Origin of the sequence: Neisseria zalophi (genome assembly GCF_008807015.1) — a bacterium.
Taxonomy (GTDB): Bacteria; Pseudomonadota; Gammaproteobacteria; order Burkholderiales; family Neisseriaceae; genus Neisseria; species Neisseria zalophi.
On record NZ_CP031700.1, the window covers coordinates 1,742,995 to 1,757,690 of the forward strand.

Annotated in this window: 18 protein-coding genes; 2 read left to right on the plus strand and 16 right to left on the minus strand. The window is 46.4% G+C overall.

Annotated features, from left to right (window positions below):
• Positions 1–62 precede the first annotated feature (62 nt).
• Entirely contained in the window at positions 63–476 is a 414-nt protein-coding gene (gloA, locus tag D0T92_RS08070) for a lactoylglutathione lyase (protein WP_151051844.1), read from the minus strand.
• 191 nt (positions 477–667) lie between these two features.
• Positions 668–1,267: a Type 1 glutamine amidotransferase-like domain-containing protein gene (locus tag D0T92_RS08075; protein ID WP_151051846.1), complete on the minus strand. Its 600-nt coding sequence runs from the start codon at positions 1,265–1,267 to the stop codon at positions 668–670.
• Positions 1,268–1,355: 88 nt separating this feature from the next.
• Here D0T92_RS08075 and waaF point away from each other — a divergent pair, with 88 nt between their 5' ends.
• On the plus strand, positions 1,356–2,366 hold the full coding sequence (gene waaF / locus D0T92_RS08080; protein ID WP_151051849.1) for a lipopolysaccharide heptosyltransferase II: 1,011 nt from the start codon (positions 1,356–1,358) through the stop codon (positions 2,364–2,366).
• Between the two features lie 5 nt (positions 2,367–2,371).
• On the opposite strand, the gene xseA is transcribed toward waaF, so the two are convergent.
• Positions 2,372–3,727, minus strand: a complete 1,356-nt coding sequence (gene xseA, locus D0T92_RS08085) for an exodeoxyribonuclease VII large subunit (protein WP_151051851.1) — start codon at positions 3,725–3,727, stop codon at positions 2,372–2,374.
• 170 nt (positions 3,728–3,897) lie between these two features.
• The gene (locus tag D0T92_RS08090; protein ID WP_404821647.1) at positions 3,898–4,641 is read right to left on the minus strand and encodes a pseudouridine synthase; all 744 of its coding nucleotides are present in this window, start codon (positions 4,639–4,641) and stop codon (positions 3,898–3,900) included.
• A gap of 155 nt (positions 4,642–4,796) precedes the next feature.
• On the opposite strand from D0T92_RS08090, the gene D0T92_RS08095 reads away from it, so the two are divergent.
• A complete protein-coding gene (locus tag D0T92_RS08095; protein ID WP_151051852.1) occupies positions 4,797–5,666 on the plus strand; it encodes a phosphatidylserine decarboxylase in 870 nt (289 codons plus the stop codon).
• Positions 5,667–5,864: 198 nt separating this feature from the next.
• Here D0T92_RS08095 and D0T92_RS08100 read toward each other — a convergent pair whose 3' ends face one another.
• The 12 genes from D0T92_RS08100 to glyA form a co-directional block, all read right to left on the minus strand.
• Positions 5,865–6,806, minus strand: a complete 942-nt coding sequence (locus D0T92_RS08100) for an IS110 family transposase (protein ID WP_151049877.1) — start codon at positions 6,804–6,806, stop codon at positions 5,865–5,867.
• 372 nt (positions 6,807–7,178) lie between these two features.
• Positions 7,179–7,334 carry a hypothetical protein gene (locus D0T92_RS11405; RefSeq protein ID WP_191963624.1) on the minus strand — a complete coding sequence of 52 codons (156 nt, stop codon included), beginning with the start codon at positions 7,332–7,334 and terminating at the stop codon, positions 7,179–7,181.
• Between the two features lie 8 nt (positions 7,335–7,342).
• Positions 7,343–8,485: a zonular occludens toxin family protein gene (locus D0T92_RS08105; protein WP_151051854.1), complete on the minus strand. Its 1,143-nt coding sequence runs from the start codon at positions 8,483–8,485 to the stop codon at positions 7,343–7,345.
• A 12-nt stretch (positions 8,486–8,497) separates the two neighbouring features.
• Positions 8,498–8,776, minus strand: a complete 279-nt coding sequence (locus tag D0T92_RS08110) for a DUF2523 family protein (RefSeq protein ID WP_151049873.1) — start codon at positions 8,774–8,776, stop codon at positions 8,498–8,500.
• A gap of 1 nt (position 8,777) precedes the next feature.
• Positions 8,778–10,616, minus strand: coding sequence for a virulence factor TspB C-terminal domain-related protein (locus D0T92_RS08115; protein WP_151051856.1), 1,839 nt, complete (start codon positions 10,614–10,616; stop codon positions 8,778–8,780).
• The gene (locus D0T92_RS08120; protein WP_151049869.1) at positions 10,606–10,911 is read right to left on the minus strand and encodes a hypothetical protein; all 306 of its coding nucleotides are present in this window, start codon (positions 10,909–10,911) and stop codon (positions 10,606–10,608) included. The genes D0T92_RS08115 and D0T92_RS08120 overlap by 11 nt, the downstream gene beginning before the upstream one ends.
• Before the next feature lie 9 nt (positions 10,912–10,920).
• Complete coding sequence (locus D0T92_RS08125; RefSeq protein ID WP_151049867.1) at positions 10,921–11,148, minus strand: hypothetical protein; 228 nt, start codon at positions 11,146–11,148, stop codon at positions 10,921–10,923.
• Positions 11,149–11,236: 88 nt separating this feature from the next.
• Positions 11,237–11,518: a hypothetical protein gene (locus D0T92_RS08130; protein ID WP_151049865.1), complete on the minus strand. Its 282-nt coding sequence runs from the start codon at positions 11,516–11,518 to the stop codon at positions 11,237–11,239.
• Between the two features lie 12 nt (positions 11,519–11,530).
• Positions 11,531–12,538 carry a rolling circle replication-associated protein gene (locus D0T92_RS08135; protein ID WP_151049863.1) on the minus strand — a complete coding sequence of 336 codons (1,008 nt, stop codon included), beginning with the start codon at positions 12,536–12,538 and terminating at the stop codon, positions 11,531–11,533.
• On the minus strand, positions 12,535–12,762 hold the full coding sequence (locus D0T92_RS08140) for a hypothetical protein (RefSeq protein WP_151049862.1): 228 nt from the start codon (positions 12,760–12,762) through the stop codon (positions 12,535–12,537). Before D0T92_RS08140 ends, D0T92_RS08135 begins: the two co-directional genes overlap by 4 nt.
• Positions 12,762–12,995, minus strand: coding sequence for a hypothetical protein (locus D0T92_RS08145; protein ID WP_151049859.1), 234 nt, complete (start codon positions 12,993–12,995; stop codon positions 12,762–12,764). The genes D0T92_RS08140 and D0T92_RS08145 overlap by 1 nt, the downstream gene beginning before the upstream one ends.
• A 141-nt stretch (positions 12,996–13,136) precedes the next feature.
• Entirely contained in the window at positions 13,137–14,387 is a 1,251-nt protein-coding gene (gene glyA, locus D0T92_RS08150) for a serine hydroxymethyltransferase (RefSeq protein WP_151051858.1), read from the minus strand.
• Between the last annotated feature and the right edge of the window lie 309 nt (positions 14,388–14,696).

Consider the following 14,696-nt stretch of genomic DNA (forward strand, 5'->3'; position numbering starts at 1 on the left):
CTTAATAGGCCGTCTGAAAACCTTTCAGACGGCCTATTCATATAAACCACGACAAATATTAATTAAGATTGATAACGAACCGAATCGCTGCCGCTGCCTTTTTGAATAAATTCGATTTTGTAGCCGTCCGGATCTTCAACAAAAGCAATCACGGTGGTGCCGTGTTTCATCGGCCCGGCTTCGCGGGTAACCTTACCGCCTTTTTGTTTCACTTTTTCGCAAGCGGCATAAGCATCGTCCACTTCGATGGCGATATGGCCGAAAGCATTGCCTAAGTCATAGCTTTCGGTATCCCAGTTATAGGTTAGCTCAAGTACGGTTGTATCGGATTCTTCACCGTAGCCGACAAAGGCCAAAGTAAACTTGCCATCGGGGTAATCTTTTTTTCTGAGCAGTTTCATGCCTAAAACATCTTGGTAAAACGCCAAGGATTTATCCAGATTGCCGACACGCAACATTGTATGAAGCATTCTCATGGTGTGTTCCTTTCATAAATATCATCTTTTTCATTCGTATAAGGCATGGCCGTTTAAGCCGATTGCCTAACCCAACAATCTATTGGAATGATGAGTTTGTTTGGCTGTATTTTATCATAATCGAGCCATTAGCCCTGCTTATCAAGAGGCCGTCTGAAATCTTTCAGACGGCCTTTAATATTGAAAAAATGTTAAACGCTCAATTTTCTCGTTGTTCCATTTTCCACTAAGATAGCTTGTGAATTATCAAGAGGACATAAATTCAAATTTAAATAGCTATCAACAATTTGTTGGGAACTCTCTTTAAATGGCGGGCATAGGTAATGAGGTACGACATAACAATCAATCAAGCCCAGCCCGGAATAGTCTTTTTGTGAAAAATCGTCGGGCACTTCATCCATTAACTTTATATATGAAAGTTCTTGGGCACAAACTATCGCACCGGCTGATTCGCCTACATACCATTTTCCTGCTTTTAAATGCTTCTCAATGAATTTATCTACGCCGGTTTTCTTGATTTGATCAATCAAAAAGAAGGTATTTCCTCCGGTAAAATAAATAATATCGGCATTTTCAAAAGCTTTTTGAACTTCATTGATTGGCATTGATGAAATTTCGATTTCCGATACTTGTGCATTCATTTCTTTCCACAATTCTCGTGCAGAAGCAACATATTCTTTATAATGCTCATGTATTGAAGCAGTGGGTATAAAAAGAACATGCTTTCCCGCTACTTCGTCTTTCAATAAAGTGCCTACTTGTTTAAAGTGCGAACACAAAAACAATCGCATATATCCCTCCTATTGTTCAAAACAGATGATTTTTTACCTGTAACCCGTTTGGCGGTAGAATACGCCAAATAATACCTCACAAACCACCATGCCTAAAAAAATTCTGATTATTTCCCCCAGCTGGATTGGCGACTGCGTAATGACGCAGCCGCTATACCGTCGTCTTCACGAACTTTATCCCGGCTCTACCATTGATGTTTTCGCCCCTAAATGGTCGATGGCCGTTTTTGAACGCATGCCTGAGATTCATGAAGTATTTGAAAACCCGTTCGGGCATGGTGCGCTAGAGCTGCGCAAACGGATTCAAACCGGCAGGGCTTTGGGGAAACGCGGCTATGATTGGGTGATTGTGTTGCCCGGTTCGCTGAAATCGGCCTTGATTGCTGCGGCAACCGGTATCAAACGGCGGACGGGCTATGTGGGCGAATCCCGCTATCTATTGCTAAACGACATCCGCAAACTCGATAAGGCGGCTTTGCCGTTGATGGTTGACCGCTACACGGCGCTGGCCTATCCCACTCAAGCCGATTTTAACGGGCATTCCGATAACCCTCTTTTCCAAATCGACCCGGCCAGCCGACAGGCGGCATTAAATCAACACGGCTTGCACACCGACAAACCGATATTGGCATTCTGCCCGGGCGCGGAATATGGCCCAGCGAAACGCTGGCCGGCGGTGCATTTTGCCGAACTCGCGCGCCGATATGCTGATCGCGGTTGGCAGATTTGGTTGTTCGGTTCGCAAAAAGATTTTCCGATTGCCGAAGAAATCAATACCCTTTCAGACGGCCAATGTATTAATTTATGCGGCAAAACCAGTTTATCGGAAGCGGTTGATTTATTATCCTGCGCCGATACGGTGGTGTGTAACGACAGCGGCCTGATGCACCTTGCGGCCGCATTGGGGCGAAAACTGGTGGCGGTATATGGTTCGTCTAGTGCCGACCATACGCCGCCGTTAAGCGATACGGCCAAAATCGTCAGCCTGAATCTCGATTGCTCGCCGTGCTTCAAACGCGAATGCCCGTTGGGGCACACCGATTGCTTAAACAAACTCACGCCGGATATCGTTCAAGAAGCCATGCAATCTATTGATTAACCAGATTAAGAATAATCAAACAAATCAGGCTGCTTGTGTTCGCTGGTTACGCGAACATCGGCTTCCCCGTCGGCAAAGGTAATGTGCAGTTTCTGCCCCTGTTTCAACACATGGGCATTGCGTATCACTTGCCCGCGGCTGTTTTTCACCACGCTGAAACCGCGTTCCAAAATATGTTGCGGCGACACTGCATCAAGCAATACCGCCTGTTTTTCCAAACGTTGGCGGCGGTTATCCAACAAGGTTTGCCGGTTTTGCTTTAAGGCCGTCTGAAACAACAGAACGTCACGGCGTGCGGCGGCAATATCAGGCTTCAGATAAGCCAGTGCCTGACGGCTGCGCACCCATTGCTGTACATGAAAGCGGTAGCGGTTCGACATGCCCGTATGCAATAACTGTTTCAACGCCGCCACCTGATTGCGCTGCTCGGCCAATTTCTGCTGCGGATGCCTGATTTGGCGGGCCAACCAATCCAGTTTTTGGCTGGCATCATAATAACGTTGTGCCAATACCGTTTTCAGACGGCCTTGGGAGTGTTCCAGTTTGCGGATGGATTCCATACGGTCGGGGCTGACCAATTCCGCCGCCCCCGTCGGCGTCGGCGCGCGGACATCGGCCACAAAATCGGCCAAGGTGAAATCCGTTTCATGCCCCACTCCGCTCACCACCGGAATGCTGCAAGCCTCAATCGCCCGCACCACCGGCTCTTCGTTAAACGCCCATAAATCTTCAATGCTGCCGCCGCCGCGACACACAATCAGCACATCCGTTTCCGCACGATTGGAGGCCGTCTGAATCGCCTGCGCAATCTGATGTTCGCTGCCTGCCCCCTGAACCGGCGTCGGATACACAATCACCGGAATATCCGGCGCACGGCGTTTTAAGGTGGATACCACATCGCGCAATGCCGCAGCCGCCAAACTGGTCACAATACCGATTCGGCGCGGATGTTCGGGCAAGGCTTTTTTACGTTCGGCGGCAAATACACCCTCGGACTGCAACTTGGCTTTTAATTTTTCATACGCCTCGTATAGCTGCCCCAAGCCTTTCAAGCGCACATCGCTTACCGTAATCTGAAACTCACCGCGCGCCTCATAAATGCCGATTCTGCCCGTTAATTCGATATGGTCGCCCTCTTTCAAAGGTGCAGCCAACTTTGCCGCCGTTCCTTTAAATAAAGCACAACGCACTTGGGCGCGGTTGTCTTTCAAGGAAAAATAATAATGGCCGCTGGCGGCGCGGGTAAGGTTCGACACTTCGCCCGCCACCCATAAGCCGAATAAATTCTCTTCCAATAAACTTCTGGCTAAAGCATTCAATTCGGAAACGGAAACGGCGGCAGGGGCAAACAATTCGGACATGGCGGATTAACTATATTTGGAAAAAACAAGATTATATATGGAATAACACGGCAACCAACACAGTTTCAGACGGCCTTTTTCTAGCGTATAGGCCGTCTGAAACCTCATTATCCATATTTGCAGATAACAATCGTTGCTGAAATCAATATCACCAGTAGGCCGTCTGAAATTTAAAATTTTTCATTCGGGGCAAGATAACGCCATTTTCCCGGCGGCAGTTTGCCCAATTTGACTTTACCGATACGGATACGTTTCAAACCGACCACGCGCAGCCCGACCAACTCGCACATGCGGCGGATTTGGCGTTTTTTACCCTGTTGCAACACAAAGCGCAATTGATCTTCGTTTTGCCATTCCACTTTGGCCGGTTTGAGTTTTTCACCGTCCAAACTCAAGCCGTGGTTCAGCAAACGCAAGCCTTCGTCGCTCAGCTTGCCGCGTACACGAACGAGATATTCTTTATCGCGGGTACTGTCTTCACCGATAAGCTGCTTGGCCACACGCCCGTCTTGGGTCAACACCAGCAGGCCGACCGAATCGATATCGAGCCGCCCCGCCGGCGCCAATCCGTAACGGTGCGACTCGTGAAAACGAATCCGGCTGGTATCGCCCGACCAATGGTTTTCCGGCGTAATCAGTTCGGCGGCAGACTGATAGCCTTTTTCCGCCTGCGCGCTCACATAACCGACCGGCTTATTCAATAAAACCGTTACCCGTTGCGCCTGCTTTTCATGGGCTTGTTTATTAAGGTCGATACGGTCTGCTGCGGTCACTTTTTGACCGAGCACAGCCGTTTGGCCGTTTACTTTCACCCAGCCTTGTTCGATATAACTGTCGGCCTCGCGGCGGGAACACAAGCCGAGTTCGGCCATTCTTTTGGATAAGCGGACGGTTTCTTGCGGTTTATCAGACATGATGTTTTCAGACAGCCTTAAGATTGATGGGACAAGGCCGCCATTATAGCCCATAAGCGGCGGTTAACGCTTTTCAGACGGCCTTTTCCTTTTCTCGCAAGTATCGGCTATAATCGAAACGTCCGTCTGTTACTAACTACAATAAGGAAATATTTATGTCCGGTTTTTACCCACATCCAATTATTGCCCGAGAAGGCTGGCCTTTTATTATAGGCGGATTGGTTGTCAGTATTTTATTAACGATTTTTGCCTGCTGGTGGTCGCTGCCGTTTTGGATTTTTACTATTTTCGCCTTACAGTTTTTCCGCGATCCCGGCCGCGATGCCCCGCAAGATAAAGATGCCGTATTAAGCCCGGTCGATGGTCGTATTGTGGTGGTAGAAAAAGCAACCGACCCCTACCGCCAAGTCGAAGCTTTAAAAATCAGTATTTTTATGAATGTGTTTAATGTTCACTCCCAACGCTCGCCGATTGACGGCACGGTAACCGCCGTTGAATACAACAAGGGCAAATTTGTAAATGCCGCTTTAGACAAAGCCAGCACCGAAAACGAACGCAATGCCGTATTGGCCACCACCGTAAGCGGCCGTGAATTAACCTTCGTTCAAGTTGCCGGGTTGGTGGCACGTCGGATTTTATGCTATACCCAAGTCGGCGATTCCCTGCGCCGCGGCGAACGTTACGGCTTTATCCGCTTCGGTTCGCGCGTAGATGTTTATCTGCCAACCGATGCCCGTGCCGAAGTAGCCATCGGCGATAAAGTCAGCGGCACCAGCACCATTATCGCCCGTTTACCGCTCACAGCACCGAGTGAAAACACTGATGCTAATACGGATACTTCTGCTGCACAACAAACCGAAGAAAACCCAACAACACCGGTAGCCAATGAAGCAAATGCGGCGACAGTCCAACCCAATACAGCGGCAACAGAAAGCACTGCTCAGGTTGAGGTTAGCCAAACCGATATCGAAGCTTCCGCCGAGAAAGTCCGCCAAGCAGTGGAAAACGAATTTTCCAAAGATTAAAAAGTTTGGCTGAAGCAAAACAACCGCCGTTTTTCATAATGGCGGTTGTTTTATGTTTATGGTTCGATTAAGCCTATTAATAAAGCAAAGATAGTGTATTGTATTGTCAATGCCGTTTGTGTATTCAAATGGCAATAATCGCCACACACCCTGCCTTTCCGGGGTGTTTTTGCATATATCATTGTTAAGCTATGTTATTTATTTGTAACGGCTTTTGTCATATTCCGTTTGGTTTTTCAGCAGGTGAAACGCAATAACTACCAATTTCCGCATTATTGCAACAATGATTAACTTCGGCGGCTTCCCCTTTGCTTTCAGACGGCCTATAAAGTCAGGAAAGGCGTTCATCCGATACGCAACCATAGCCGGCATATACAGGGAAGCCCGTATATCTGATTTCCCTACTTTCGATATGCGGCTTCTACCATTAACGCTTGTGCCTGATTGGTGCTTGCGCGGGTCAAGTCCTAAATAGGCGACCAATTGCCCAGCGTTTTGAAACCTGTTCGTTATGGTCGCGAGCAATACCGAAGCCGCGCTATCGCCTATACCCGTTATCGTTTTCAGGCGTTGGCGGTTTTTCTGATATTCCTTATTCTGCCTGTAAAAGTTTTGCAGTTCTTTTTTTAGCTTGGTTATCAGACTGTCTAAATATTGGATCGTTTCTTTAATATGCGGCCTGATATGACTTGAGGCTGCCTGTAGTTTTGTACTTTCTGATGCACGTTGTTTTTTTATACGGGCAATATAGCGGGTTAACTCTTGCAACTGTTTTTGTTCCGGTGACTGCTGCTGCCATGCTTCAGGAGTCATGGCTTTGCAGTATTGGGCAATCAGTTTGGCGTCTTGTTTATCCGTTTTGCTTCTTTGCAGAACCGCCGAGCCGAAACCTTTTATTTTTCTTGGGTTCTCTACACTCATTTTGTAATAACAGCATAGATATTCCGCCAATGCTTCGTAATAGGTTCCTGTTGCTTCGCAGCAGCAATGCAGCGTTTCGGTTGCTTTGTGGCCGTCTAACCATTCTTTCAGCTTCCTGTATCCGCTTGTGTTGTTTGTAAAACGGCGATCAAAAAAAATGCCGCCTGATATCAGACAGCAGTCTATCGTTGCTTTGCTTACGTCAATTCCTAAGTACATATTGCTTTACCTTATGAATACAGGCTTTTTGCCTTAGATAGTGTTCAAACTTTCTTTTTGTTAATCGCCCCCGCTTCAATCTTTGCTACATGCTTTAACATTGGCCGTACTTACGAAGTCGGGGGCAGTACTTAGCATTTCGTCAAACACTAAGCCCTGATATATCCGTTTTGAATTTATCAGGGCTTAATGCTTCGCTTTTATGGGGTGCTACCCCATACCCCGCACTCGCCGTGTGGCAGCCCCCGCAGCAAGTATGCCGCGGGTGCAGCAGGAAGCGTATTTGAGGGGCGGGGCGTCAAGGGGTATCTATAAACGATTATAAAGACTTCGTCATTACAATCGTTTACAGACATTCTCCCCTTGACTTGGTTAGGCATAAAAAGAATAAAAAAGTATTATTGCAATTAATGCCCCGATAGAAAGCCCTATAAATGCATCCATTAAAAATGGAAACAACTTTCCTTTCTTATGTAAATCAATAATGAAATAGAGTATTAACCCACCCACAACAATATCAAGAACCATACTACCCCTTATCTAAATTGTTCCCCCGCTTCAATATAGCCGTCATACATCAAACTAGACGGGCTTTTTCCGCCTAATGTTGCTATCTGATTAGATGACTGAACAGGCGCTTGAATATCCGCTGAAACACTGTTTTCTACCGTTTGTTTATACGGATTGTATATGCCGTTATCAACGTAATCAATACAAATGGCTTTATCCATGCCTTTAATCGGCGTCGCTTGGTCTGTATAACAGGTGCATCTGTCGCCATTCTTCACGCAGGCCGCAGGAAACGGCATGGTCTGTATGTTTTTATTAAGACTGTTGTATATTGGTGCAGTCCACGGCTGGCCGTCTATAACAGGCTTGTAATCGTCTTCGGTCAAATGCGGCTTAGTAACCGGTTCACTGGCTGCCGTCGGCGGGTACTGCCCCGTCGTGCTTGCGTCGTTTGCGGCGGGAGCCGCCACCGCCGCACCCCCAACGGGGCTTGCCGCTTCCGCGGCAACTTGTGCCGCGCTTTCTTCGCTTGTGTATCCTTGCCAACTGCTATATAGATACCATGCCGCGGCGATGATAACCAATAACACAACGGGCGTAATATAAACAACGCGACTAAGTTTTGTATTGATTTTCGTATGCTCTTCGGCCGACTTGTACACGCCAAATGCTTTTTTATCCAACGTATAAACGCTTTTTACGGCACTTTGTACGCTGGCCTTGCTTGTCGGATCGCCACAACTTTCCCATTCCAACATACGCCTAACGCCCAGATTAGTCTTGCTGATATGGCAATGATGACCTATCAGGCTTCTAACGTTGATATCAATTAGTCGGGGGTGTTGTGTCAGCAAAAATATATCTAGTCCTTTATGGCGGTGTGTTTCCAATTCGGCCACGTAGTCGGGTACTTTTGAACCGCTTGGGCGTGGTCTGAATACGCGTTGGCATTCATCTATGACCAGTATTGCGCCAGTCGGTGCCCATTTGTGCCACGTCTGCATACTTTCGCCCTCTGGTATCGGCAGATTCGGAATAATATCGCCTTTTACTTCTGGTATGCCGTCCAAATACAAGGGTCTGTCTTTCAGGTCTTTACGGTTCATTAAATCCGATATCATTTTTAATGTTTTGCCGCTACCCGGAACGCCCGTAATCAAATACAACATGCTTATTCCTTTCTATTTTCTTTGTATGCCTGCCGACAGCTTGGACATGGTTTTCATGGACGCTATAAATGCAAAGGTGCCGAATATCCAATTCAAAACCACCCCCATTCCGGCTATATAGGCCAGTTGTAAGGCGTCATTCGGTATGCCCCCTATTTGCGTCTGTACCTGATTCAGCAGGTAGCCCTGTATTTCATTAAGGCCGACATACGACACGAAAGACAAACCCAGTGCGGCAATTAGTCTGCCTGCCACGCTCATTAATACGCCCGTTATGAGTTTCCCCCACATATCACAACTCCTTAACCGCGCTATATGCAATCATGCTGCAGGTTATGATTGTGCCCAGTATGACAATCGGCCTTATCATTCTCAAAAAGCTGCAAATATAGTCATAGCCCATTTCAAAGCTACCAAGCGAGCCTAACTCATACCGAATCGGGGCGGGACAGGTTCCATCGGTTGCAAAAACATCTATCGGCTTAAATTGCAAATCTATGGTTTTTTCGGGTATATCTAAATCTTCATAACTGGTATCGCCCAAATCGGCACAAGATGCGGAATTCGGGTTTTGACGGCAAAAATCCTGTTTGTCATTCTGCTGCCCCTGATTGCTGCCTTGTGCAGTGCCTTGAGTGGTTCCCTGTTGGCTTCCTTGCGTCGTTCCCTGATTAGTACCCTGTTGGGTTCCTTGCGTCGTTCCCTGATTTGTACCCTGTTCGCTGCCTTGTGTCGTTCCCTGATTAGTATCCTGTTGACTACTTTCAGGCGTTAGCTGCTTTTCAGGACTTAAAGTAGTGTTCTTAACTATTTCAGTACGTCGCGGAGCCTGAAAACTGCCAGCTACTAAATCTGGACGTGAAATCGACCTTGCAGAAATACTGCCGTCACTCTTTAAACTAAATTCGGTTTGTTGTGGTGTATTTGAACCGGCGGGTGTATATGGATCGGTTAAAACGGTAACAGGGGTTACGCTTTTAGATGTGGTCGCGTTTTGTACTGCTGTATTGCCAGCAATCGCTGTCAATTGCCGCATCATTTCTTCATGGTTAGCTTGCTGTTGTTCAGCCATGTTCTTTAAGATTGCCGCTATCTCACCAGATGATAGGCTTACATCAGATTGCTTTAAATCCGGTACCTTTAACTTAACCGTCTTAGCTTCTAAACCCCACAACCATGTCGGCTTATCAACCCCACCCAAACATGAACCGTCAACATAGAAAAATTTCAAACCATTGCTACCCGGTGCTTCACCCGAACACGCATTTTCAGGAGTATCGCCATATTTGGCATACTGACCTTGCGCAGATGCCACCCAATAAGTTTCTGTTGTTTTTCCTTTGTCTATCTTTTCAGCGACCGATGCCGCTTTTTCAGCAGCTTCTGCCGCTTTTTTTACTGTCGCCGATACAACCGCACCGCTTACGTCGCCTTGTCTTTCAGCTTTAGCTTGGGATGAGGCTGCCGTTTTTGATATTTCAGAAAATGAACCACCCCTATTCAAAGAGGAAATAGCACCTTTCACCACAGAATCCGCCATTGAACTATTTCTAGAGGCAGCAGCCCCTTCAATGGCATCCCCTATAGCACCACCTGTTAAAAACCCATCAACAACAGCGCCAATAATTTGTGTCGAATTAACGAAAGCAGCACCGTAATTACCATTAGAAAGATTACTTTCTAATTCGGATCCATATCGCTTATAAGCAGAAGCTGAAGCATTGCCTACCAAATTTCCTACAACAGCACCCGTAAGTAATTTTGAAGATACTGATTGGCCAACAGTCGTCTTCACCTTTGCTTTATTGCCATAGGTATCGGTAACCGTTACGTTTACGTCTTGCCTGCCCGTAATCACGCCGCCTTTGCCGCTCACTTTCGGCTTGCCGCTGTTATCGACCTGTACCTTTAACACGCCTGTCTTCGGGTCGTATCCCTGATTAATCAGCGCCCGACCACTCGGAAAGCTTGTGTCTATCTGTTTGTGATATGCAGGGGGCGGTGGTGGTACATCCGCCCATGCCGTAAGCGGGATTAGCGCAGCGTTACCGCTAAAACACACAAGCACACCGACACGCACAGTGCGGGCAGCAAGCCTAGTAAAAATTCTATTTCCGGTATCATTTTTCATTACTTTCACTCTCAATCAATGCAACAGACCTTAACGCCACAACGACCACCAATAACACCGCGATGGCAGATACCATGCCTACACCTATTTCTTTCCCTGCTTTGGCATACGCTCCATATTCGCATTGCGGATACGTCGGCTTGATTATCTGTTCTTTATAAACCCAGTCCTTGCCGTTAAAAACGGGGTGATGTAGCACCCCGTCTTTGTCTATCGTCGGCACAACTTGGGTCATCAAGACGTTTGTGGCTTCTTCATAGGTTTGATAGCAGATTCTGCCGACCTGATAACCCATAACCGCGCCTTAACCTACTGCATTAGAGCCGCGTTTACCGATGCGAATCATGGCAAAGGCAACGGATACGCCGATAACCAATGTACCAATAGCCAAAACACCTGCTTTAAGGCCAGTAGCTTCAGTTTTTACAATATCCAACAAATTTATGCTTTCATCCGCCAATGCTAAAGCAGGCAACGCAGATGTAGTCACAACGGCAACGCCGTATTGCAGTTTTTTCTTCAAATTTTTCATGATAATTCCTTTCAATTAGGTTTTAAAAAATGACGGTGTTTAAGGGGTCAATTCAAGGTACACCGCCTAAACCTTGAAAACTTACTGTTTAGCTTTCGTCTGAGTAATACACGTTGTCTTTAAATGCGCGGGGGAATACCCACAGGGTTACAATCTGATTCTGTTTTAAAGATGCGTATTTTTCGGGTGTCTTGGTGCGAACCTGATAAAGGTTCGTTGTCGTTTCGGTTCTAACAATCATGCCCACGTAATGGGTTTTGGTATAACTGCCGTCATCATTCTTGCGTTCTTTGACAATCATGCGGTCAAATGCCCCAGTGATAAATAATCCCTGTACGGGGGCTTGTCTGTCTTGGTTTTCGTTACTCATGGCTATCCTTTCTTAGGCTAAATTGGTAATAATTTCACGGTTTAGAAATGCCCACTTCGGGCTGATTACTTCGCTTAAAATAATGTTGTAATTTTCTTGGTCTATATCGGGTATTTCATAGCCTTTCATTTCAACAGCATATTGTTTTAAATAGGGTTCGATAGCGACAACCCAGCTTTCCAACTTACGCCGCCATTCAGCAGAACCTACCGAGCGGAAGGAAAAATTAGACGTTGCAATCTTCCAAAGGCTTTTTTTGTCTATCGTTGTTCTAATCAGGCGGTATCCTTTGTCTTCAGGCTTGCGGCTATCAATATGTTTTGCAATGTACTTAGCCACATAACGCGCTAAGCCTTTGCTGTTTGTCTTTACGGGCAATAGTTCGGAACGACCGAAGCCGTATTTACCGACGTTTTCGCGTATCAGTTTCCACAACTGGCGCAATGCGGGGTTTGCGCTTGTGTAGTTTCTCGCGGCAATCGCTGCAAAATTCAGGCCGCGACGTATATCTTCACGGGTGTTTACGATCAGATGGAAATGAATTCTTCCTTTCTTGGTGCGTTCATACACGCAGATATAGTGTTTAAAATGCTTGCTTAAAAAGTTTGTTCTCAAACTATGAAATCTGCGGCTTGCTTCTTTCACGTCTTGCACATCATCAGCGAAAGTAAGCGTCAGGAAACCAACATGATTTATGCCAAAAGTTTCGATGAATTGATGAACGTTCAGCTCTAAAGCCGTTGCTGATTTTTTGTGCGATGTACTGAACTCATTCAGTTTTGCGCTTTTTTTGTCAGCTTCTTTTTTTAACCTTTCATGAAATTCGGGTAATTGCTTGTTTTTGTTACTAATCATGCTTTCAGCATGATTCCCAATGCAGTTATTACTATTAAGACAAGGAAGCGCGCCGCGCTTCGCGCTTTGCGCCGCAGCAGCGCACACATCACAGACGCAACCGATACCGCCTGAAAAGGCGGACGGATGGCGGTAAGTCAAACATTCGGGGCAACGGCGTTTCATACTGGCATACCCCCATCTGAAACCCACGTTTCACCATTCAATTTGCACGCAAGGAATGAAAGGTCATAGTGTTTCTTCCCATCAAATTCAAAACCTTGCGGGTATTTGTTGTGCGGTTCTGTATGCGTTTTAATGATTCTGCCTGCTTGGATAAGCTGAAGATTCCACCCGCCGCCGAAACGGTCGGGGTTTGGTTTGATGCGGTATTTACGGGCAGCTTCCATTACAGCCCCCCCATGCGCGCTATATTCGCGTTCATGATTTTGTTAACGAGCATTCGGCCGCAAGCATGGGCTTCGTTCAATACCTTGTTGGGAAGTGCTGGGTTTCGAATAGGGAAGTTAACCGTCTGAACACAAACGACTTCATCATCTTGTGTTTCGTTGAATACTTGAAGTATGTACGACTTGGGAAACTGTTTTGATTCAGGCGTAACAGTATAAAAAGTTAATGACATTTGAGACCCCTTTCAAAAGTCGGTTAATAAACTTGTCAAGGGGTGTTTATGTAAAAATACCCCCTTTCATGGGGGTGCAATATATAAGGCCGTCTGAAAATATTTCAGACGGCCTTTAGGTTAATCATCCGATATCAAGTCTTACGCACCATAAACCGGATATTTTGCGCACAACGCCGTAGCGGCTTTGGCAACGCGTTGCAAGGTTGCATCGTCGTTCGGGTTTTCCACCACATCGGCCAACAAGTTAGCCAATTCACGGGCATCGCTTTCTTTGAAGCCGCGCGTAGTAATCGCCGCCGTGCCAACACGGATACCTGAAGTCACAAATGGTTTTTCAGGGTCGTTCGGAATTGCGTTTTTATTGATGGTAATGTGTGCTTTACCCAATGCTTCTTCGGCAGCTTTACCGGTAATGTTTTTAGCACGCAGATCCACCAAGAAAACGTGGCTTTCGGTGCGGCCGGAAATAATACGCAAACCGCGTTTTACCAACTCTTCAGCCATAGCCGCCGCATTGATTTTCACCTGTTTGGCGTATTCTTTAAACTCAGGTTCCAAGGCTTCTTTAAACGCCACCGCTTTCGCCGCAATCACATGCATCAGCGGGCCGCCTTGCAGGCTTGGGAAAATCGCCGAATTCAAAGCTTTTTCATGGGTATTGTCACGGCACAAAATCACGCCGCCGCGCGGGCCGCGCAGGGTTTTATGGGTGGTGGTGGTCACAAAATCGGCAAAAGGCACGGGATTCGGATATTCGCCGCCCGCAACCAAACCGGCATAGTGCGCCATATCCACAAACAGATAAGCGCCTACCTTATCGGCAATTTCACGGAATTTCGCCCAATCAATCTCCAAAGCATAAGCAGAAGCACCGGCCACAATCATTTTAGGTTTGTGTTCCAATGCCAAACGCTCTACTTCGGCATAATCCAATACTTCGTTTTCATCCAAACCATAAGTAATCGCGTTATACAGTTTGCCGGAAATATTCACCGATGCACCATGCGTTAAATGGCCGCCGTGTGCCAAGCTCATACCCAAAATAGTATCGCCTGGTTTCAATACCGAAGCATAAACCGCTTGGTTGGCTTGAGAACCGGAATGCGGCTGCACATTGGCATATTCCGCACCAAATAATTTTTTCACGCGGTCAATCGCCAGTTGCTCGGCAATATCCACATATTCGCAGCCGCCATAATAACGTTTGGCCGGATAGCCTTCGGCATATTTATTGGTCAATTGGCTGCCTTGAGCTTCCATAACGGCGCAGCTAACATAGTTTTCGGAGGCAATCAGCTCAACGTGGTCTTGTTGGCGCTGTACTTCTTTAGCGATGGCCGAAGCCAATTCGGAATCGTATTTCTCAATGGTAACGCTTTTTGAAAACATGGTCTGAAATCCTTGCAATGTTGAAAAAATAAGCGGGAAATGCCGGCTATTGTAACTGAATTTAGCGCGATAGCGGATGAAAAAATCCGATATTGTCAACAAAATTAACTCATAGAGCAGGCCGTCTGAAAAGGTTTCAGACGGCCTTGCTATAAACAATCATAGCAACCAATCCGGTTTTACTCATTTTAAAAGTTTTAAAAATTTAAATATTATTTATATTTAATATCATAATAATTTCAAACGTTACATGTTTTCCATCAAACACTTGAAACATACCGTCGGGAACAGAACCACAACTCAAATATG